We start from the raw sequence: 19980 nt of genomic DNA, 5'->3' as shown, positions 1-19980 counted from the left end.
TCCCACAAGGGTGGATATGGACGGTTTTCCGCCCTTTTTTCCCCACGCCAGGAAAACCCCACCTGGGGAGAATTCTCCCAACGCTAGGGTTGCCCGCTGATGGTGGTGTCCTTGGCCACGGCAGCTGTGCCTTGTCCCTTTTGCGAAGGAGTTCCGTAATGGCCTCGACGATCAACACCAACATCGCCTCACTCAACGCCCAGCGCAATCTGGGAATGTCGGCAGCCTCGCTGACGACCACCATGCAGAGGCTGTCTTCCGGCCTGCGCGTCAACAGTGCCAAGGACGATGCGGCCGGCCTGGCCATCGCCGAGCGCATGAACACCCAGGTCAAGGGCCTGGCCGTGGCCTCCCGCAACGCCAACGACGGCATCTCGCTGGCTCAGACGGCAGAAGGCGCCCTGGGCAAGGTGGGCGACATGCTGCAGCGGATGCGCGAACTGGCCGTTCAGGCCAGCAATGCCACGAACAGCAAGGCCGACCGGGCCGCGTTGCAGTCCGAAGTCAAGCAACTCACCGACGAAATCGACCGCGTCTCCAAGCAGACCAGCTTCAACGGCCAGAAGATCCTGGACGGCAGCTTTGCGGGCGCCTTGTTCCAGGTGGGCGCCAATTCCGGCGACAACGTCACGCTCGGCGCCCTGGCGGACACCCGCGCCTCGGGCCTGTCCAGCATCATGTACTCGAGCACGAGCACCGCGATCGCCGTGGACGCGTCAGATACGTCGATCTCCGCCTTCGGCAGCGCGATCCCCGCGGGCGGCCTGACGATCCAGGTCGGTTCGGGTTCCGCCATCGACCTGGGAAGCATCAAGGCCGCCGGCTCCGGCGTGGAACGTCTCGGCCAGGTGATCTCGGCGATCAACAACAAGACGGCCGATACGGGGGTGACCGCCTTCCTGACCAAGAACGACGACGGCAGCTACGGGCTGGAGTTCGCCTCCTCGAAACTGACGAATGCCGTTCCCCCCGTGCCAGAGACCGTCACGTTCGGCGGCACGACCGGATTCACCGTGGCCAATACGGGCTTTACCCCGCCCACGCTGACGAACGCCACGGGCACCGGCCAGAAGGGGATCGACAGCGTCGATGTCGGAACGCAGAGCCAGGCCTGGGTGGCTCTTAAAAAGATCGACAGCGCGATCGATCAGGTCAATTCGGCGCGCGCTGACCTCGGAGCCCTGCAAAGCCGCTTCGAAAATGCCATCGCCAATATCGACATCCAGGGCGAAAACATGTCGGCAGCCCGCGGCCGCATCGTGGATGCAGACTTTGCCAAGGAAACGGCGAACCTGTCGCGCACGCAGATCCTGCAGCAGGCGGGCACTGCGATGGTGGCCCAGGCGAACCAGTTGCCCCAGCAGGTGCTGAAACTCCTGCAGGGCTGAAGAAGAAGGCATCCGGGGCTAATACACTGCCGTTGGAGGCCGAAATCTTCGGTCTCAGCGACATTTTTCATTCTGGAGTACGCATGCCTTCGCCTTCCATCGAGCAATTCATCGAAAGCTTTCTGACCGCCGTCGATTTCCAGGAGCCGGTGGAGGTCACCGCGGATACCGAACTGCGTGCTCTGCCCGAGTGGGACTCCCTTGCCGCCCTGGGTGTCATCGTGATGTTCGACGTGGAGTACGGGAAAACCATCGTGGGCGACGACCTGAAGAACTGCGTCACGGTCACGGACCTCTACAAGCTGTTGGGGTAGACCACCATGGGCCTGTCCACCCTGCACAACGTGCGCTTTGCAGGCATGGCGAGCTGCGTGCCCAAGCGCGTGGTTTCCAACCTCGAGGATTGCCCTCCGAAAATCCGCTCGGAGCGGGAAAGGCTGGTTCGCAACATCGGCATCCAGCAGCGCCGCCTGTGCGCGTCGTGGCAATGCTTTTCCGATCTGGCGCAAGACGCCACGGAAAAGCTGCTGCAGGAACTGCAGTGGGCCCGCGAAGACGTGGATGCGCTGATCGTCGTGACGCAGTCGCCCGACTATCCCATTCCCTCCACCGCCATCATCCTGCAGGACAAGCTCGGGCTGTCGCAGTCCACGATCGCGTTCGACGTGAATCTCGGCTGCTCTGGCTACCCGTTCGGGTTGCACCTGCTGGGCAGCATGATCGCGTCCGGCACGGTGAAAAAGGGCCTGCTGCTGGTGGGAGACCGCTCCGCAAGCGAAAAGGACCCGCTGTTCTCCGACGCCGGCACGGCGACCGCACTGGAATTCGATCCTTCAGCCGCGCCCATGTATTTCGACCTCAACAGCGACGGCAGCGGCTACAAAGCCATCATCAAACCGGTGGGTGGGCATCGGGAGCCCTATGCCTTTCATCACAGCATCCCCACACGCGACGAGGACGGGGAACTGCAATGGCCGGACCGCCTCCTCCTCGACGGACCGGCCGTGCTCAGCTTCTCCACGCAGAAAATTCCTCCGGCCGTGGAGCGCACGCTGCAATATGCAGGCGTGTCCAAGGACGATGTGGACTACTTCGTCTTCCATCAGGCCAACCGGATGATCAATGAAACCATCCGCAAGAAGCTGGCACTCCCCCCTGAGAAAGTCCCATCGACGCTGGCCGACTATGGCAACACCAGTGGGGCGACCCTGCCGGTCACCATGACCGCGCGCCTGAACGAAACGCTGGCCAGCGGCACGCACAAGCTGCTGCTGAGCGGCTTCGGCATCGGCCTGTCCTGGGGCACGTGCATCCTGGACATTGCAGGGGCACGCTTCCCGGCCATGCTGGAGTCTTGACCCGATGGACGCAACGCCCACCCCCTTCCACCTGCAGGGACAGCGCATCCTCGTCACGGGGGCCACTTCGGGCCTGGGCCATGCCATCGCCATCGCCTGCGCACGCATGGGAGCCCAGGTCATCGGCGTGGGCCGAGACGAAGAGCGCCTCACCCGCACGTTGCAGGCACTGCAAGCCGTCGCACCGGCAGCCGAGCACCTCGTGGTGCGTGCAGACCTGACCCAGCCTACCGATCGCTCCGCGCTAGTGGAGCAGATCGCTTCCGTGCCATTGAACGGCATCGTCCACAGCGCAGGCATTTCTCGCCTGTCTCCCGTGCGAATGATCACGGAACAGCATCTGCGCGAAGTGCAGAGCATCAACGTGGACGCCCCGATGCTGCTGACGCAGGCCCTACTCAAGCGCAACCTGATCGCGCCGGGCGGATCGATGGTGTTCATCGCCTCGATCGCCGCACACATCGGTGTGCCGGGAGTGGCCGCCTACTCGGGCACCAAGGCCGCATTGATTGCGATGATGCGCTGCCTCGCGATGGAGGTCGTCAAGCGGGGCATCCGGGCCAACTGCCTCTCGCCCGCCCTGGTTGAAACGCCATTGCTCGACGCCACCGCCACGCTCGTGGGCTCGATGGAAAAGGAGCGAGGCAACTACCCGCTCGGTTTCGGCCAGCCGGAGGACGTGGCCAATGCCACCGTGTTCCTGCTGTCCCAGGCCAGCCGATGGATCACCGGCACGACGCTGGTGATGGACGGCGGCCTCACCATCAGTTGATCCCCCCTCATGGCTACGCCCTCCACGGATACGTCCGCTCCGCATCGGAACCTGCTCATCGTGGGCGCTGGTGGCTTCGGCCGCGAAGTCCTGACGTATATCGAAGACGACAACCCGCTGTTTCGCCCCAAGGGCTTTCTGGATTCGCGCACTTCGGCGCTGAACGGCATGCAGCGCTCGATCGGCATCGTGGGCGATCCCCTGACCTACACCCCCGTGGATGGCGACGTTTTCATGGCCGCACTGGGCGATCCGATGGCGAGATACAAGTACACCGAGGTACTGCGATCGGTCCACGACGTCGACTTCGCCACGGTCGTGCATCCCCAGGCCCATGTGACGCGGCATGCCCGGCTGGGCCGTGGCTGCATCATCGCACCCCGTGTCGGCATTTCGGTGGATGTCCAGCTGGGCGATTTCGTGTGCGTCCAGGAATATACGGTCATCGGGCACGATGTCCGCGTCGGGGATTGGTGCCAGATCAACAGCCACTGCTCCATCGGCGGCGGCGCGAAGATCGGCAACTTCGTGTCGATCCATCCCAATTGCGTCATCACCAGCGGCACGGTCATCGGCGACAACGTCAAGGTCGGTGCGGGCAGCGTGGTGTATGGCCGCATTCCGCCCAACATCACCATCATGGGCAATCCGGCCCGGCGCTTTTCCTGGAGTTGAACGTCTCCGGCGCCCCGGCACCGCATGCCCCCGCGAGCGACCCACCATGGCCTCACTGCCCCCTTCCTTCCCGCCCGACGCCTTGGTCAGCCGCATCAACCTGGATCGCTTCCAACTCGATGAAGCACTGCTCGCCATGCTGGACCTGTACCGCCGCGACCCGCATTTCTGCATACCTGAGCAGGCGCGCGAGATCTTCGCCCGGCGCGGGGACCGGACGCGCTTCATCCTGCTGGGAACTAAGACCTTCGCGGAAGTCTTCATCCGTGCAACCCGCGACCAAGGCTGGGCCCTGGCCGTGGTGGATGATTTCAAGCACGCCAGCGGCGAGGACTACTACGGCGTGGACATCATTTCCACCGACCGCTTCCTTGCGATGCTGCGCGAGGACCCGGACATCATTGCCATCAACTGCTGCCGGACGGATTATTCAAGGCGGTTTTTCGACCGGCTCTGCACCCGCCACGGCATCGCCCATTTGAACCACGAGCAGGTCACCCGGCTCTTCGGCATGAATGACCGGGTGGACTACCGCACGGCCGACTGGGCCCCTGCCATCAGCAGCAGGTTCGATGAATTCCTGGCGCTGGAGCGGCGGCTTGCGGATGCACACTCCGTGAGCACATTGCGCAGCGTGCTCCTGTTCCACCTGAGCTGCAATCCCGAGTGGTATCTCACTGTGGCCAGGCCCTATTCGACGCTGTACTTCCGCTCGGGCCTGCTGACATTCTCGGACCACGAGAGGTTCGTCGATTGCGGCGCCTCCATCGGCGAATCCACGACCGGGCTGCTGGGCCTCACGGGCGATCGCATCGAACACTCCTGGATGATCGAGCCCGATCGGCTGAACATCGAGGTGCTGCGCAAGCTGCAGCAGGGCTACGCAGGCACCGCGCTCGAATCCCGGATTTCGCTGCATCCCTTCGCCGTCGGGGAGAACGACGCGGAAGCCCCGTTCCACCATCTGGGAGGGCATGGCGGCAGCATCGCCGTCGATCCGAGCGCGCCCTTGGAGACCGTGCGCATCCGGCGCATCGACGATCTCATCGATGCGCCTCCGACCTTCATCAAGATGGACATCGAAGGATTCGAGATCCCGGCGTTGCGGGGCGCCCAGGCGGCCATCCGCGCCGGCCTGCCCAAGATGGCGATCTCCGCCTATCACCGCGCGACCGACCTGCTGGACATCCCGGCGCTGGTGGATGCCGTAGCCCCCGGCTACTCGATCGGGCTGCAGCACCACACCGAAGATCGCTGGGATACCTGCCTGTATTTCTATCGCTGAAACGCCTCTCCAGAGGCATTCACTCCACTACCCAGAGGGCACCGCAGGATGGCCAAGATTCGGGGCGGCCTTGACCGCGTTCTACTGAAATATCCGGAAATCGACCCGGCCAAGGTCCGGCTGATCGGCTGGGGCGCTGGACAGGCGTTCACGGACTACTACCCGCTGCTGGGCCTGCCGGTGGAATACACCGTGTGCCCGTTCACCGCCCACCAGGACAGGCAGATCCATGGCGTTCCCGTCCGCAGCCCCGAAGCGCTCATGAAGGAACCGCATGAGGAAGTGCTCCTGGTGATCTTCGCAGCGCATTCGGCGGAAATCATGAACCAGATCCGCAACCTGTGGGGCGACTACCGCTGCGTGCCGGCGCTCACCCACAGCGGCCGGCATGGAGACATCGACCAGCTCCAGGCTTTCTCCAGGGTGTTCGAAGGACTGTCCCTGCAGCGCAAACCGCCCCTGCGAACGCCTTCGCTCGGCATCTTCGTGCAGGGCCCGGTGTTTCCCTATACCCCCATGGCACTGGCCTGGCAGCGAATGGCGTGCCCCGAGGCGCATCTGTGCTTCGTCACCTGGGATCACCAGTCCGCCGCCAGCCTCGATGCCTGCCGACCATGGGTGGACGCCGTGATCACGCTTCCCCAGCCCCAGAACATGGTGGACAGCCGCAATGCCATCATTCGCTCGGCCAAGGCGGGCGCCCGGCATCTGGCCGAAGTGGGCGTGCCGTACTCGGTGCGCATGCGAAGCGATACGGTCGTCACCGGATCGCTCTACCGGGCGGTGGAAGAACTGTTCGACGATGGCAGCAGGAACGAGGGGAAGTTCGGCTTCCTGGCGCATTCGTCCTGGAAGCAGATTCCCTTCCATTTCTCCGAGCGTTTTCTCGTGAGCCGCACCCAGGACATGTGCGAGCTGTGGGCACTGCCGGAAGACCTGCGCGGTGCGTCCGAGATCCAGCACCGGACCGACGAGCCCTACCAGCAGATCCAGAAGGCGGCCGTCGAATGCCTGCTGTGGCAGAGCCTGGCGCGCAAGTGGGGTGAGCCGGCCCGGGACCTCGCCGATGGCTACCGGTTCGCCGCGAACCATCTTCTGCCGATGGACGAGTACGCCGATGTCCTGTCGCTCAAGAGCGTCCCGCTGTTCAATCTGACCCTCAACAAGGGCTTCGTCGGCACGCCTGCCTGGTGGCGGGAGGTCTACGCCGATCTGCCCTCGGCCATGCGGCAGGCGCACGAGGAAAGCGCTCAGGGCTTCACGATCGCCGAATTCTTCAGTGGCCGGGTCGGCTGACGGCCCCCGACCCGTTCAATAGAGCACGGCGCGCCGCTCGGGCGTCATGGGCTCGAGGGCTTCTCCACGCTCCAGCCTTTGCACGAAGTCCGGGTTCGCAAGGAGCGCGCGGCCCCAGGTGACCATGTCGAGATGCCCCTCCTGGATTTCGTGCTCGGCATCCGCAGCGGACAGCGAAGCGCCCCCCATCAGGAAGTGGGGCCAGAGGGGACGCACACGGCGCACGATTTTTCCGGAAGTTTCGGCATAGGGCGCATCCGCGCAACTGATGTCCAGTTGCCTCAGTCCCAGGCGATCCAGCTGGGGGATGAGATGCTGCAGCATGTCGTCGAGGTCCGGCCACTCGTACAGTCCGCCCATCATCCGCGCAGGCGAGAGGCGGATCATGAGTCGCTGGGGGCCGCAAATGGGCAGCAGGCGCTCCACGAGTTCCAGCACGATGCGGCAACGGTTCTCGACCGATCCTCCATAGGCATCGGTCCGGTCATTGATGCGCGCATCCAGGAACTGGTCGATCAGGTATCCATGTCCCATATGGATCTGCACGCCGTCGAAACCTGCATTCAGGGCGCGCTGCGCGGCCTCCTCGAAAAGACGGTAGATGGCCGGCATCTCCGACGCATGCAGCGCACGGGGCTGCCCGTAGGGCTGGCCATTCTGGCGGTTGATGCCGGCCGCTGGCCGATCGGTGGAACTGACCGGCGCCATGCCGCCAGTGAAGTCCGGGTGCGAGATCCGCCCGCAATGCCACAGTTGCGCCACGATGCGCCCGCCGGCCTCCTGCACCTGCCGGACGGCGGGGATCCAGCTGTCGGCCTGCTCGTCGTTCTGCAGGTGGGGCACGTTCCGGTAACCATCCGCCGAAGCATGGACCACGATGCCTTCCGTCAGGATGAGCGATACGCCGGCAGCGGCACGCCGTGCGTAGTAGGCAGCGATTTCGTCCGTGCAGCGGTGCTGCGCATCGGCAAAACCACGCGTCATGGCGGCCATGGCCACACGGTTGCGCATGGGACCGAACATGTCGTGGTGAACGAAGGGGCTCAGCAGTTGCAGGCTCATGGGGCGAACATTCCAGTGAAATAAGGGTGGTCGAGATAGGCGGCCAGACTGTCCTGCCATGTGCGCTGACGATCCAGCCCGCGGGCCTTCAGCGCAGCGTTGCGCATCACCACCGCATCGGGGCGCACGGCTTTTTCCTTGCGGGCCATGGTTTCCGCAGGAACACGCGCGATCTCGATGCGGCGATCCAGCCCCAATCGGAGCACGATCTCCCGCGCCAGTTCGAAGAAAGAGGCTTGCCCATGGGAAGCCATGCAGAACCGGCCCGTCTCGCCGCGCGCCAGCAACAGCAGGCTGTTGTAGGCCAGATCGTCCGTGAGCGTGGGCTGCCAGATGCGGTCACCGATCTCCATGCGGTCCACGCCGGAGCGCAGCAGTCCCGCGAGGTGCGGAATCAGCTTGCCGACGAAATTCTTGTCGCGCGCATGCTCTCCGAAAAACCCGCCCATGCGCACAGTGAGCGCCTGCGGCGATGCCTCCAGCACGATCTGCTCCGCCTCCAGCTTGAGCCGTCCGTACACGCTCAAAGGACGGGGGGGCGTGGCCTCGTCCACTGTCTGGCTTCCGTCGTAGATCAGGAAGGTCTGCGGGTAAAAAAAACGGGCCCCGCATTCGCGGGCCAGCTCGACCACGTGGCGGGTTCCTTCGATCTGCACCTGCGCCGCCGCGTCCGCATGGTCCTCGCACCAGTTGACGTCGGAACACACGGCGCAATGGATCACGATATCGGGCCGCCAAGCGCGCAAGGCCTGGGCCTGCTCGCGCTGGCGCACATCGAACGCGTGGCGGTCGAGGGCCGCGACCAGGGCAGTGGGTACCTGCTCAGCCAAGTGGCGGGTGAAAGCCTGCCCGAGCATTCCGCCGGCACCCGTGATCAGGATGCGCGAGCCCTCCAGGGCGGACAGTTCGTTGAATTCACGCAAATCGTCGCCCCTCATGTTCAGATCCAGACAAGAACAGGTCGGCAGCCATTTCGGGGACGCAGCGCATCACCTCGTTGGGCCGGTACGGCAGGGCGCCGACGAGCAGTCGGCCCGGCGCCTTCCAGACAGACCACCAGTGCTGCGCGAAATCCTGCATCGATACCGGCGAGCCCGATCCCACATTGCGCACCCAGGGCCTGCCCGCCTCGACGTCACCGCGCTCAGCCGCATGCCGGAATGCCCGGGCGACCGCCTCCACGGGGACGTAGTCGCGCACCTGCGCACCGGGTGTCATCGAAAAATCAAGGCCCTGCGATGCGGCCAGACGCAATGCCGGCCAGAAGTTCCCGGCGTACTGGCCTTCGCCGAAGACCGAGAAGATCCGCAGGTAGCACAACTCCATGGCGTGTTCGATCGCGTGCGCATGCGCAGCCTGGAAACCTGCGGCCTTGGATGCCGCGTAGCCATACGCGGGTGCCAGCGGTGCGCTGGCCGGAATGAAGTCGAAGGCATCCGCGCTGCGACCGTATTCCGCGAAAGTGCCCGCCAAGACCGACCGCTTCACGCCAGCGGCACGCGCCGTATCGAGCAGTTGCAGCAAAACGGTGACGTTCCAGTAGAACAGGGCCTGCCAGTCGGCCTGCTGCGGCGGGACGCCCGGCGACGCCAGGTGCATCAGCACGTCCGCCCCGGCCAGATCGGCGGGCGCCAACTGGTCCATGGCGCGGCTGAGCCACACAAGGCGAGGATGCACCGATGCAGGCGCGTCGGCCGGATGCCTCAGGACGGTGACGCGATGGCCCGCCTCCAGCAGGGATGCCAGCACGTGTCGGCCGATGAACCCCGTCCCTCCCGTCAGGAATACATGCCGCTCAGTGGTCATTTGGTGGCCCTTCCGGCATCTCGAAGGGGCTGGCGAAATCCTCCATCCGCGGATGCTCGCGGTCACGCACCGACAGCACAGGATGGTCATCGGGCCAGGGAATGCCGGCAGAGTCCCAGCGGATGCCGGCATCATGCCGAGGTGCGTGGGCCGAGGTGACGTGATAGACGATGGTCGCGCCCTCGGTCATTGCATAGCAGCCGTGGGCACACCCCGCCGGAATGTAGACCTGGTTGCCAAGCTCGGCGTCCAGCTCGAAGGTGGCAAAGCGACCCTGTGTCGGCGAGCCTCGGCGCAGATCGACCACCACATCGAAGAGGCGGCCGTGGCTGCAATGCACCAGCTTGGCATGGTGGTGCGGCGGCAACTGAAAGTGCAGCCCGCGCAGCACGCCACGCCGCGATACGCTGTAGAAACTCTCCACCCAGTCGCAGTAGAGCCCCCGGGCAAGGAACGCCTCGCGGCTGAAGGTCTTCACGAATCGCCCGCGCTCGTCGGGCCGCACTTCGGGCTGGATCAGGTAGCAGCCCGGCAGAGGGCTTTCTTCGAAGCGCATGGTGGGTGCTAGAAGTTGACGCCGAAATAGGTTTCGATGCGATCGGCCACAAAGTCGATCATGGCCTCGCTCAATCCGGGGTAGATGCCCAGCCAGAACGTGTGCTCCATGACCGTGTCCGTATTCGCCAGGCTGCTGGCCACCCGGTACGTCTGTCCCTGCATCGAAGGCTGCCGGGTCAGGTTGCCGGCGAACAGCAGCCGCGTGCCGATGCGGCTCTGCTCCAGGTACTCCAGCAGATCGACGCGGCGGGTACCGGCCGCTTCGCGCAGCGTGAGCGGGAATCCGAACCACGAAGGCTGCGAATTCTCCGTGGCCTGGGGAAGCACCAGGAACTCCTCGCAGCTTTTCAGCCGGCCAGCGAGATGCTCGAAATTGCGCTGCCGTGCCGCGATGAAACCGGGCAACCGGTCCATCTGCGCCAGGGCACAGGCCGCCTGCATGTCGGTGATCTTGAGGTTGTAGCCGACGTGCGAATACGTGTACTTGTGGTCGTAGCCTGGCGGCAGATCGCCCAGTTGCCAGCCATACCGCTTTCCGCAGGTGTTGTCCTTGCCGGGCCCGCAATAGCAGTCCCGCCCCCAGTCGCGGAATGACGTGACGATGCGTGCCAGTTCATCGTCGTTGGTGAAGACGGCGCCGCCTTCGCCCATGGTGATGTGGTGGGCCGGATAGAAGCTCAGGGTTCCGATATCACCGAAGGTGCCTACCAGCCGTCCGTCGTAAGTGGACCCCAGGGCGTCGCAGCAATCCTCGATGAGCCACAGTCCATGCTTGCGGCACAGCGCTTGCACCGCTTCCAGGTTGTAGGGATTGCCGAGGGTGTGGGCCAGCATGATGGCCTTGGTGCGCGGCGAGATCGCAGCTTCGATCAGCGCGACATCGATGTTGTACGTGCCGAGCTCCACATCCACGAAAACCGGCACCGCGCCATTCTGCAGGATGGGATTGACGGTGGTGGGGAACCCCGCCGCCACACCGATCACCTCGTCGCCCGGGCGGATGGCCCTCTGGCCCAATGCAGGAGACGTGAGCGCCGAGAAGGCGAGCAGATTCGCGGACGAGCCGCTGTTCGTCGTGAGCGCATGGCGCACCCCGAGGTACTCGCGTAGGCGCTTTTCGAACGCATCGTTGAAACGCCCCGTGGTCAGCCATCCGTCGAGCGACGCAGCCACCATGTTCTGCAGTTCGGCCTCCCCGATCACCTTACCGGAGGGTGGAATGGCCGTGGCGCCCGGCAGGAATGGCTGGGCGCGATACGCGTGGGCCGCGTATTCGCCAACGAGCGCGGCGATCTGCTCGCGAATGTGGTGCAACTTGTCCATAGAATTTCAGCGCTCAGCGGCGCAATACGATTCGATCTGACGCTCGGTCACCTGGCGCATGTCTTCGCCGCGAGCGTGTGCGGAATGCCATTGGGCAATGCTCTCCACGGCCTGCGCCAGCGACCACCGAGGCCCCCAGCCCAACAGAGAGCAGGCCTTGCTGCTGTCGAGCCGAAGCATCTGCGCCTCGTGCACGCCCTCGGGCCCGGCCGCGAAGCGGCATTCGACAGGGCAAGGCCACGCGGCAGCCAATTGACGAATGACGTCGCCGACGCTTCGCACGTCCTGCTCGGCGGGCCCGAAATTCCAGGCGCCCGATGCCACCGGACCCTTCTCGACGAGTCTCTGCGCCAATTGGAGGTACCCGGCCAGGGGCTCCAGCACATGTTGCCATGGCCGTACGGCAGCGGGATTGCGCACGTCCAGCGGATCGCCGCCGCAGGCGGCTCGCAGGAAGTCCGGAATCAGCCGGTCGCGGGACCAGTCACCGCCGCCGATCACATTGCCCGCCCGCGCCGTGGCTAGCGCCACACCGTGATCCGCGTGCCTTGCCGGGGCGAAAAACGAGTCGCGGTAACAGGCGGCCACCAGCTCGGTGCATGCCTTGCTGTTGCTGTAAGGGTCGAACCCGCCCAACGCGTCGTCCTCGCGATAGCCCCAGGGCCACTCGCGGTTCTCATAGCATTTGTCGCTCGTCACCACCACCACCGCGCGCACCGACGGCACGCGACGGACGGCGTCCAGAAGGTGCACGGTACCCATGACGTTGGTCAAATAGGTGCCGACCGGATCGGCGTAGGACTTGCGCACCAGGGGCTGTGCAGCCATGTGGATCACGATCTCCGGCGCCGCCGCTTCCAGCGCGCCCGCAAGCAACGCCGCATCCCGCACATCGCCGATGACCGAATGCATGCCTCGCGCGGCCCGGGTCAGCGCGAACATCGCGGGCATGGAGTCCGCCTCCAGCGCATACCCCGTCACCTGCGCGCCCAAACGCTGCAGCCAGAGCGACAGCCAGGTGCCTTTGAAGCCTGTGTGGCCCGTGACGAACACCTTGCGTCCGGACCAAAAACTGCTGTCGGGACCGCTCACCATGACTTCCAGGGCGCATGGCCCCCCTGCCAAAGCTGTTCGAGATAGTTCTTGTCCCGCAGCGTATCCATGGGTTGCCAGAAGCCTTCGTGCCGATAGGCCCGCAACTGCCCAGACCGCGCCAACGCCTCGAGCGGAGGGCCTTCCCACACCGTCTCGTCGGAGTCGATCAGATCGAAAACGGCAGGAGACAGCACGAAGAACCCGCCGTTGACCATGCCGCCGCCGCCATCGGGCTTTTCGCGGAACGACAGCACGCGGTCGCCCTCCATGTCCAGCGCGCCGAAGCGGCCGGGTTGCCGGGTGGAGGTGAGCGTGGCCTGCCGTCCATGCGCCCTGTGGAACCGGATGAGTGCCGTGATGTCGATGTCGCCCACCCCGTCGCCATAGGTGAAGCAGAAGGCCTCGTCCTCGCTCACGTAGCGCCGCACACGGCGCAGGCGGCCACCCGTCTGGGTGGCATCGCCGGTGTCCACCAGGGTCACCCGCCAGGGTTCGGCATACCGCTCGTGAACGTCCATGCGGTTGTTCACCAGATCGAACGTCACATCGGACATGTGCAGGAAATAGTTCGCGAAGTACTCCTTGATCACGTAGCCCTTGTAGCCGCAGCACACCACGAAGTCATGGATGCCATGGTGCGAATACATCTTCATGATGTGCCAGAGAATCGGGCGGCCGCCGATCTCCACCATGGGTTTGGGCTTTTGCTGCGTCTCCTCGCTCAGGCGGGAACCCAGCCCCCCCGCCAGGATGATGGCCTTCATGCTTTTCCGCCCATCGATGTTTCGGAGCCCTGAAGCGCCCGGGCATAGGCCGCCTGGAAATGCGCCACCCGGTCCTCGATCCCGGCGCCCACGAGGGCCGGGCGCTGCGCCTGATCGACGCCCGCCTGCACCTTAATGCAAATACCACCGTCTTCCGCGAACACCTTGCGCGTGAAGGCGTGGCCGTCGGCATGGATGTGTTCCATCATCTTGGCGCCGGCAGGCGTGGTCCCGGTGAACTCCACGCCCACAGTCCTCGAGTGAACCGAGGTCTGGCGAGACGTGGTCGGCTCGAACGACTGGACATGGAAGCTGTAACCCATGAACGACGTAACAGTCAGGTTCGGAAAAATATGGTGGTGGGTGTAATGCGCGAAGCGCCAGGGCCACTGCCCGATCTTGCTCTCCATGCGGGCGAACCGCGCTACCCACTGCGCATCGGCGGCATGCTCTAGGTGGCTGTGCAGGCGATCCTCGAGGAAGAAGCGGGGTGCCGTTTCGGCCCGGTCCATGCCGTCGACCTGCATGAAGGTGCGCGAATGCACGGCAGGGACGTGATACCCCTCGAGGGCATTTTCGATCACGATTTTCCAGTTGGCGTCCACCGGCTCTCGGAACTCGTCCAGCAAGCCTTGCATTCCCTCGCTGGCACGCTCGAGAAAGGCGTATTGCTCGCCCAGATACTCGCGCAGTGCCGGGCCGCCTTCGGAAATACGGACGAATACGAACTGCCCCACCGCCTCGCAGTTGAATTCCTGCAGGCGAAAGCGGGCAGGTTCGGCCACCACCTCGGGAAAGCAGTGTTTCGCCGGGATGCCGACCGGAACGCCCTCCCGGTCGTACACCCAGCCATGGTAGGGGCAGCGCGCAGGCCCGCGGTGCGTGCCCGATTCGCACAACTGGGCATGCCGGTGGGAGCAGACATTGAGGAAAGCACGCGGCCGCCCCTGGCTGTCACACTGGAGCAACAACGACACCCCGCCCACCTGCACACCGCGGTGCACGAGACCGTCGAGTTCGAAGCGCATGCAGACGAAAACCCAGCTTTCGCGGAACAGCCCCTCCAGTTCGCGGGCGTGGTGATCGGGATCTCGATAGAAGTGGGGGGAAACGACACTGGTCGGCATGGATCGACTCTTATGGATGGATGTTGCAAGGACCGCGGCCCCGAGTTCGGTACCGGTCTGGGGCCTGCCGAGCCAGCGGCGGCTCGTACAGCCCATTGTCTCTACAGTGATCTGAAATGGGCCCCTTCCTAGCTGCGCATTGCCTGCTCCATCACACGGGTGAGCCGCTGCATCTGCGCAGGATCCATCTTCGGAAAGAACGGCAGACCGATCAGGGTCTCGGCGAGCGCATCCGCTTGGGGCGTGGGCAATAGCGTACAGAAGGGCAACAGGGCTTCCATGCGGTGCATGAGAGGCTGGTACCAGCGACGCGTCGCGATGCCCTGCGCGGCACACAGTGCCTCGAGCCGTCCCCGGCAGGCAGCGTCGGGCATCCGTGCACACAACAGCGTCGGTGCTGCAATGGCACCGGCCGGGCCCGCCATCTGCCATGCAATCCGGCCGTCCGCCGCGCGTGCAAGGGCATCCTGCATTTCCCGCTGCAACGCGCGCCGGACCTGCGCGCCCTGCTCCCAGCAAGCGAGCGATGCCAGCGCCACGGCAGCGTGCAACTCGCTCATTTTGGCGTTCGTTCCCACCGCAGCCAGGGCGCCGACCGGCAGGTGGCTGGCCGGGTCGAGGTTGATGCCGAAATTGGCCAGTTGACGCACTCGCGCCGCCAACCCGGGACGGGACGAGACCACGAAACCGCCCTCTCCCGCCGGCAGCGACTTGGTGGCATGGAGACTGAACACGAGCGTGCCAGAAGCGCCTGCCAGCCACTGGCTGCCAAAGCCGGCTGCCGCATCGATCACCACCGGAAGGCCCGTTTCGTCCTCGAAGCGTTGCCAGGCCGTCATGTCGTGCGGCATGCCGAGGGCCGCCACGGGCAGGACGGCATCGACGGCATCGGTGGCATGGGCCGCGCGCGCGATGTCGGGCGTCAGCAGCCAGCTGTCGGCATCCACATCGCAGAGTACCGGCACGTGGCCGGCGCGCAGCACGGCCGTCGCCGTGGCTGCGAACGTGAAGGTGGGCATGAGCACCCGGGAGCCGGCACGCAGCCCCAGCGATTGCAGCACCAGCTCCAGGCCCAGGGTGGCGCTTGCCACGGTCGTGACCTGTTCTGCGCCCAGGCCGAAGCGCTCGGCGAAGCGGTCCTCCAGTTCGCGCACCAGGGGGCCGCCGTTGGAGTAATAGCGCGCGGAATGCATGCGCTGCAGATAGGGCAGGAGGGACAGCGGGTCCGGCACATCCGGCACCAGCAGAGGAATGGGATCGGTGGGAGCGCCGGCGGTCATACGGAGGGCGTGCCGTGCACACGCTTCTCGCCACCGTCCAGGCGTGCCAGGACCGGCTCCGCATCGGCGAACACATCCAGGAAACGGTCACGGCCTTCCAGGTAGTTGAGCCACATGAGCCGGAACGCCTTTTCCAGCTCGGCCGTGCGGGCGGCATAGTCCATGAGTGCGCAGGCGGAAACGCGTTGCCGTGTTTCGTGGCGCAGGCGGGCCAGGGTTTCCGGATCGGCCATGAACGCCAGGGCCCGCTCGACGTATTGGTCGTCACTGCGCGCCACCCAATCGGGATAGCCCACGCCCTGCAGCGTGCGCGCGGTGCTCGCGTCCACACCGCGCTCGGCGTCCAGCGCCACGATCGGCAGCCCCATCCAGAGGGCATGCAGCGTGGTGGTGCCGCCGGAGATCGGGGCCGTGTCGAGCGCCACGTCGGCGATATGCCCCAGTTCCATGAACTGGTTGAGCGGTTGCTGGTGCATCACGAACACCCGGTCCAGCGGCAGGCCCTGTGCCTCGACCCGCATCTGCATGTTGGCCTGCGCGGCCTCGGCAGACCGCTCCTTCACCATGATGACGAGGCGCGCATCGGTGCGTGCCTGCAGGATGCGGCCCCAGACGCCCAGCATGCGGTCCGTGACCTTGGCGGAATTGTTCAGCGAGATGAGCGTGGGGTAGCCGTTGCGCAGCATCGGCGGCTCTTCGCACAGCGGCGCATAGGTGGGCGGCGCGTAGCTCGCCATGCAGGCCAGGCGAAAGAGCCGCTCGCTGTAGAAGACTTCATGTCCCGGCGGGGTGATGCCAACATCCGTCAGGCGGTAGTCCATGGCCTTCATGCCCAGCGGGCTCATGAATCCGAGCCACGTCACCTGCACGGGCGCTGCGCGGCGCGCGAAGACCAGCAGGCGGTTGCCGGCGGTGTGGCCCGACAGGTCCACCAGCACGTCGATGCCGTGCGAGCGGATGAGCGTGTACAGCTCGTCGTCGGACAGATGGATCATCTCGTGCCAATGGGGCACGCATTGCTGCAGGGCATCGGTGATGCCGTCTCGCCGCCCGCCCGAATACACATGCACCTCGACCTCCTGAGGGTCGTGGTGGCGCAGCACGGGCAGCATGAAGAATGCGATGGAGTGCTCCCGGAAGTCGGCCGTGACGTAGCCGACCTTGAGGCGCTTCTTCGGCCGCCGATCGGCCACCACGAGCGCAGCGGCCTTGCGCGTCAGCGGATCGGCGTAGCGCCGGCCCCAGTCCCGGTAGACCTCCAGCGTCTTGACGGGATTGCCCTCGATCTGGTCATGCAGGAAGGCGCGCATCACCCACATGGCCGGATTGTTGCCGCGGCGACACACATCGTCGATCATTTGCAACGCTTCGGCATGCCGGCCCAGGTTGAACAGCGCGAACGACAGGCCATGCTGCGCATCCGGCATGCCGGGCTGCAGGTTCAGGGCGGTCTCCAGCGCCGGAATGGCCTGCGCCCAGTTTTCCATCTTGAGGTAGGTGCGCCCGACATGCATCCACACGTCCGCACGCTGCGGATCGAACGCCAGGGCGGTCGCGAATTTCGTCAGGGCACCCATCAGGTCCTGCTGCGCCAGGCACTGCTCGGCCTGGAAGAGCGCGATCAGCAGCTCGGCATGCTCTTGCACATCGGCGTCGTCGGTGGAAGTGGGCATGGAGCACATCGGCGGCAGGCAATGGGGAAGGGTTGGATCAGGGCAGTGGATCGAAACGGCTGGGGTCCATCTTAGGGGCTCGCGGAGCCTGCGGTGGCCCCAATAAACCATGGTTTGCCCGCCTGTTTTGGCGGTGGGCGGCCGGTTTCACCAACAGGGCAACGGGACTTGTCAAGGGGAACGAATTGGGGTGTATCCCGCCTGCATTTCCGTTTTTGCGCTTCAAAAAGACTCTGACAGAATGGCCCCATGTTTGTAATCATCGGTTACCTGGTCTGTCTCGGGTGCATTTTCGGCGTGTACGTGGTGCACGGCGGGAATGTGAGCGTGATCATCAAAGCGCTCCCGTTCGAGATGATCACGATCTTCGGCGGCGCGCTGGGCGCGTTCGTGGTGAATAACCAGCCGAAGGTGCTCAAGTCCACGCTGAAGGCGCTGCCCATGGCGCTCAAGGGGTCCAAGTACACCAAGGCGCGGTACATGGAACTGATGGCCATGCTCTACGACATCCTGCAAAAAGCCCGCAAGGAAGGGCTGATGGCCATCGAAAAGGATGTCGAGACGCCCCACGAGTCGGAAATCTTCAAGAAATACCCCACGGTCGGCAACGACCACCATGTGATCGAGTTCATGACCGATTACCTGCGCATGATGGTGTCCGGCAACCTGAACGCCCACGAGATCGAGGCGCTGATGGACAGCGAGATCGAAACCCACCACCAGGAAGCACATGCCCCCGTGGCAGCGCTGGCCCGCCTGGCCGGCGCCCTGCCCGCCTTCGGGATCATCGCGGCCGTGCTCGGTGTGGTGAACACCATGGGCTCGGTGGGCCAGCCGCCTTCGGTGCTGGGCGGCATGATCGGCTCGGCGCTGGTCGGCACCTTCCTTGGGATCTTGCTGGCCTATGGCGTGGTGGAACCGCTGGGCGGCCTGGTCGAGCAGAAGCTGGAAGATGCCGCCAAGGAACTGCAGTGCATCAAGACCACGCTTTTGGCCAGCATGCAGGGCTACAACCCCGCCACCGCGATCGAATTCGGCCGCAAGGTCCTGTTCTCCACCGACCGACCGAGCTTTTCCGAGCTGGAAAGCCACGTGAAGGGCAAGAAGTAGGCTGAAGACGCCACCATGGCCGACAAGAAACTCCAGCCGATCATCATCAAGCGCGTCAAGAAGGGCGGCCATGCCGTGCATGGCGGCGCCTGGAAGATCGCCTATGCCGACTTCGTGACGGCCATGATGGCGTTCTTCCTGCTGATGTGGCTGCTGGGCTCCACCGCCAAGGGCGAACTGCAGGGCATTGCCGCCTACTTCAACTCGCCGCTGAAGGTGGCCATGCAGGGGGGCGACGGCGCGGGCAACAGCTCCAGCGTGATTCCCGGCGGCGGCAACGACCTGTCCAAGGTGCACGGACAGGTGCGGCGCTCCGACTCGGAGACGTCGACGAACCGCCGCGCCAACCTCGAAGCCGCACGCGCAGAGCGCGCCCGCCAGGACGAGATGCGCATCAAGGCGCTGCAGGCCAAAATCGACGCGCTGATCACCGAAACGCCCAAGCTGAATGAATATCGCTCGCAGATCCGCATGGATGTGACGCCCGATGGCCTGCAGATCCAGATCGTGGACGACCAGAACCGGCCCATGTTCGACAGCGGCAGTGCGTTGGTAAAACCCTACATGCGCGACATTCTTCGAGAAATCGGAACCGCGCTCGGCGGCGTGCAAAACCGCATCAGTTTGGCGGGCCACACCGACGCGACGCCCTACGGCAACGGCGACCGCGGCTACAGCAATTGGGAACTGTCGGCCGACCGGGCCAACGCCTCGCGCCGCGAACTCGTGGCCGCCGGCATGCCGGATGCCAAGCTGGGCCGCGTTGTCGGGCTGGCGGCCAGCGATTTGCTGGAACCCAAGGAGCCGCGCGCGCCCGCCAACCGGCGCATCACGATCACGGTTTTGACCCAGGAAGCCGAGGAACGGCTGCTCGGAAAGAAATCTGCCACCATCACTTCCACGGAGTTCACCGCCGAAAAGCGCGAGAATCCGGCATCCGCCCCTCGGCCGTAACGTCTTGTCACCAAACCTGCGGCCCATGACAATACACACTGCAATTTCCGACCGAAAGGGTCCCACGTGACCACTGCACTCCGCTTTTTGATCGTTGACGACTTCTCCACCATGCGACGCATCGTGCGCAACCTGCTCAAGGAAAGCGGCTTCGCCGATGCCGACGAGGCGGAAGACGGCGTGGTGGCGCTGAACAAACTGCGCAACAGCAAGTTCGATTTCGTCGTCACCGACATCAACATGCCCAACATGAACGGATTCCAGCTGCTGGCTGAAATCAAGAAGGACGACAAGCTCAAGCACCTGCCTGTGCTGATGGTGACGGCGGAAGCCCGCAAGGAAGACATCGTGGCAGCCGCCCAGAACGGGGCAGCCGGCTACATCGTCAAGCCGTTCACCAAGGCCACGCTGGAAGAGAAAGTCACCCTGATCCTCAAGAAAATGGGCCTGTGAT

Annotated in this window: 20 protein-coding genes; 10 read left to right on the top strand and 10 right to left on the bottom strand. The window is 64.7% G+C overall.

The window, feature by feature from the left end:
• Positions 1-158 precede the first annotated feature (158 nt).
• The 7 genes from AVTE2539_RS24580 (at position 159) to AVTE2539_RS24550 (ending at position 6774) form a co-directional block, all read left to right on the top strand.
• On the top strand, positions 159-1388 hold the full coding sequence (locus AVTE2539_RS24580; RefSeq protein WP_284402651.1) for a flagellin: 1230 nt from the start codon (positions 159-161) through the stop codon (positions 1386-1388).
• A gap of 83 nt (positions 1389-1471) precedes the next feature.
• Positions 1472-1702 (top strand): acyl carrier protein, encoded by a 231-nt coding sequence (locus tag AVTE2539_RS24575; protein WP_272565401.1) that lies wholly within the window; start codon positions 1472-1474, stop codon positions 1700-1702.
• 6 nt (positions 1703-1708) lie between these two features.
• Complete coding sequence (locus AVTE2539_RS24570; RefSeq protein ID WP_284407485.1) at positions 1709-2746, top strand: ketoacyl-ACP synthase III; 1038 nt, start codon at positions 1709-1711, stop codon at positions 2744-2746.
• 4 nt (positions 2747-2750) lie between these two features.
• Entirely contained in the window at positions 2751-3518 is a 768-nt protein-coding gene (locus tag AVTE2539_RS24565; RefSeq protein WP_284414730.1) for an SDR family NAD(P)-dependent oxidoreductase, read from the top strand.
• A gap of 9 nt (positions 3519-3527) precedes the next feature.
• Positions 3528-4193 (top strand): NeuD/PglB/VioB family sugar acetyltransferase, encoded by a 666-nt coding sequence (locus AVTE2539_RS24560; RefSeq protein ID WP_284402647.1) that lies wholly within the window; start codon positions 3528-3530, stop codon positions 4191-4193.
• A gap of 46 nt (positions 4194-4239) precedes the next feature.
• Positions 4240-5478 carry an FkbM family methyltransferase gene (locus AVTE2539_RS24555; protein WP_284414728.1) on the top strand — a complete coding sequence of 413 codons (1239 nt, stop codon included), beginning with the start codon at positions 4240-4242 and terminating at the stop codon, positions 5476-5478.
• Between the two features lie 48 nt (positions 5479-5526).
• Positions 5527-6774, top strand: coding sequence for a WavE lipopolysaccharide synthesis family protein (locus AVTE2539_RS24550; RefSeq protein ID WP_284414726.1), 1248 nt, complete (start codon positions 5527-5529; stop codon positions 6772-6774).
• A gap of 15 nt (positions 6775-6789) precedes the next feature.
• On the opposite strand, the gene AVTE2539_RS24545 is transcribed toward AVTE2539_RS24550, so the two are convergent.
• The 10 genes from AVTE2539_RS24545 to AVTE2539_RS24500 all read right to left on the bottom strand — a co-directional run bounded on the left by AVTE2539_RS24545 (position 6790) and on the right by AVTE2539_RS24500 (position 17462).
• Positions 6790-7836: an oxidoreductase gene (locus tag AVTE2539_RS24545; RefSeq protein WP_284414724.1), complete on the bottom strand. Its 1047-nt coding sequence runs from the start codon at positions 7834-7836 to the stop codon at positions 6790-6792.
• Positions 7833-8774: an SDR family oxidoreductase gene (locus AVTE2539_RS24540; protein WP_284414722.1), complete on the bottom strand. Its 942-nt coding sequence runs from the start codon at positions 8772-8774 to the stop codon at positions 7833-7835. Before AVTE2539_RS24540 ends, AVTE2539_RS24545 begins: the two co-directional genes overlap by 4 nt.
• Entirely contained in the window at positions 8752-9642 is an 891-nt protein-coding gene (locus tag AVTE2539_RS24535; protein WP_284407491.1) for an NAD-dependent epimerase/dehydratase family protein, read from the bottom strand. Before AVTE2539_RS24535 ends, AVTE2539_RS24540 begins: the two co-directional genes overlap by 23 nt.
• Positions 9632-10198: a dTDP-4-dehydrorhamnose 3,5-epimerase family protein gene (locus AVTE2539_RS24530; RefSeq protein WP_284414720.1), complete on the bottom strand. Its 567-nt coding sequence runs from the start codon at positions 10196-10198 to the stop codon at positions 9632-9634. The genes AVTE2539_RS24535 and AVTE2539_RS24530 overlap by 11 nt, the downstream gene beginning before the upstream one ends.
• A gap of 8 nt (positions 10199-10206) precedes the next feature.
• Positions 10207-11523 carry a lipopolysaccharide biosynthesis protein RfbH gene (rfbH, locus tag AVTE2539_RS24525; protein ID WP_284414718.1) on the bottom strand — a complete coding sequence of 439 codons (1317 nt, stop codon included), beginning with the start codon at positions 11521-11523 and terminating at the stop codon, positions 10207-10209.
• Between the two features lie 6 nt (positions 11524-11529).
• On the bottom strand, positions 11530-12618 hold the full coding sequence (rfbG, locus tag AVTE2539_RS24520; protein WP_284414716.1) for a CDP-glucose 4,6-dehydratase: 1089 nt from the start codon (positions 12616-12618) through the stop codon (positions 11530-11532).
• Positions 12612-13382 (bottom strand): glucose-1-phosphate cytidylyltransferase, encoded by a 771-nt coding sequence (gene rfbF / locus AVTE2539_RS24515; protein WP_284414714.1) that lies wholly within the window; start codon positions 13380-13382, stop codon positions 12612-12614. The genes rfbG and rfbF overlap by 7 nt, the downstream gene beginning before the upstream one ends.
• Positions 13379-14509 (bottom strand): aromatic ring-hydroxylating oxygenase subunit alpha, encoded by a 1131-nt coding sequence (locus AVTE2539_RS24510; RefSeq protein ID WP_284414711.1) that lies wholly within the window; start codon positions 14507-14509, stop codon positions 13379-13381. Before AVTE2539_RS24510 ends, rfbF begins: the two co-directional genes overlap by 4 nt.
• A 128-nt stretch (positions 14510-14637) precedes the next feature.
• On the bottom strand, positions 14638-15789 hold the full coding sequence (locus tag AVTE2539_RS24505; protein ID WP_284414709.1) for a DegT/DnrJ/EryC1/StrS family aminotransferase: 1152 nt from the start codon (positions 15787-15789) through the stop codon (positions 14638-14640).
• Complete coding sequence (locus AVTE2539_RS24500; RefSeq protein ID WP_284414707.1) at positions 15786-17462, bottom strand: O-linked N-acetylglucosamine transferase, SPINDLY family protein; 1677 nt, start codon at positions 17460-17462, stop codon at positions 15786-15788. The genes AVTE2539_RS24505 and AVTE2539_RS24500 overlap by 4 nt, the downstream gene beginning before the upstream one ends.
• 249 nt (positions 17463-17711) lie before the next feature.
• Here AVTE2539_RS24500 and motA point away from each other — a divergent pair, with 249 nt between their 5' ends.
• The 3 genes from motA (at position 17712) to cheY (ending at position 19979) form a co-directional block, all read left to right on the top strand.
• Complete coding sequence (gene motA, locus AVTE2539_RS24495) at positions 17712-18572, top strand: flagellar motor stator protein MotA (RefSeq protein ID WP_272565425.1); 861 nt, start codon at positions 17712-17714, stop codon at positions 18570-18572.
• A gap of 15 nt (positions 18573-18587) precedes the next feature.
• Positions 18588-19526: a flagellar motor protein MotB gene (gene motB, locus AVTE2539_RS24490; RefSeq protein WP_284402630.1), complete on the top strand. Its 939-nt coding sequence runs from the start codon at positions 18588-18590 to the stop codon at positions 19524-19526.
• 66 nt (positions 19527-19592) lie between these two features.
• Positions 19593-19979 (top strand): chemotaxis response regulator CheY, encoded by a 387-nt coding sequence (gene cheY, locus AVTE2539_RS24485; RefSeq protein ID WP_092745669.1) that lies wholly within the window; start codon positions 19593-19595, stop codon positions 19977-19979.
• Position 19980 lies beyond the last annotated feature (1 nt).

Source organism: Acidovorax sp. SUPP2539 (assembly GCF_030158975.1).
Lineage (GTDB): Bacteria > Pseudomonadota > Gammaproteobacteria > Burkholderiales > Burkholderiaceae_C > Paracidovorax.
This window is presented reverse-complemented; position numbering and strand designations above follow the sequence as displayed.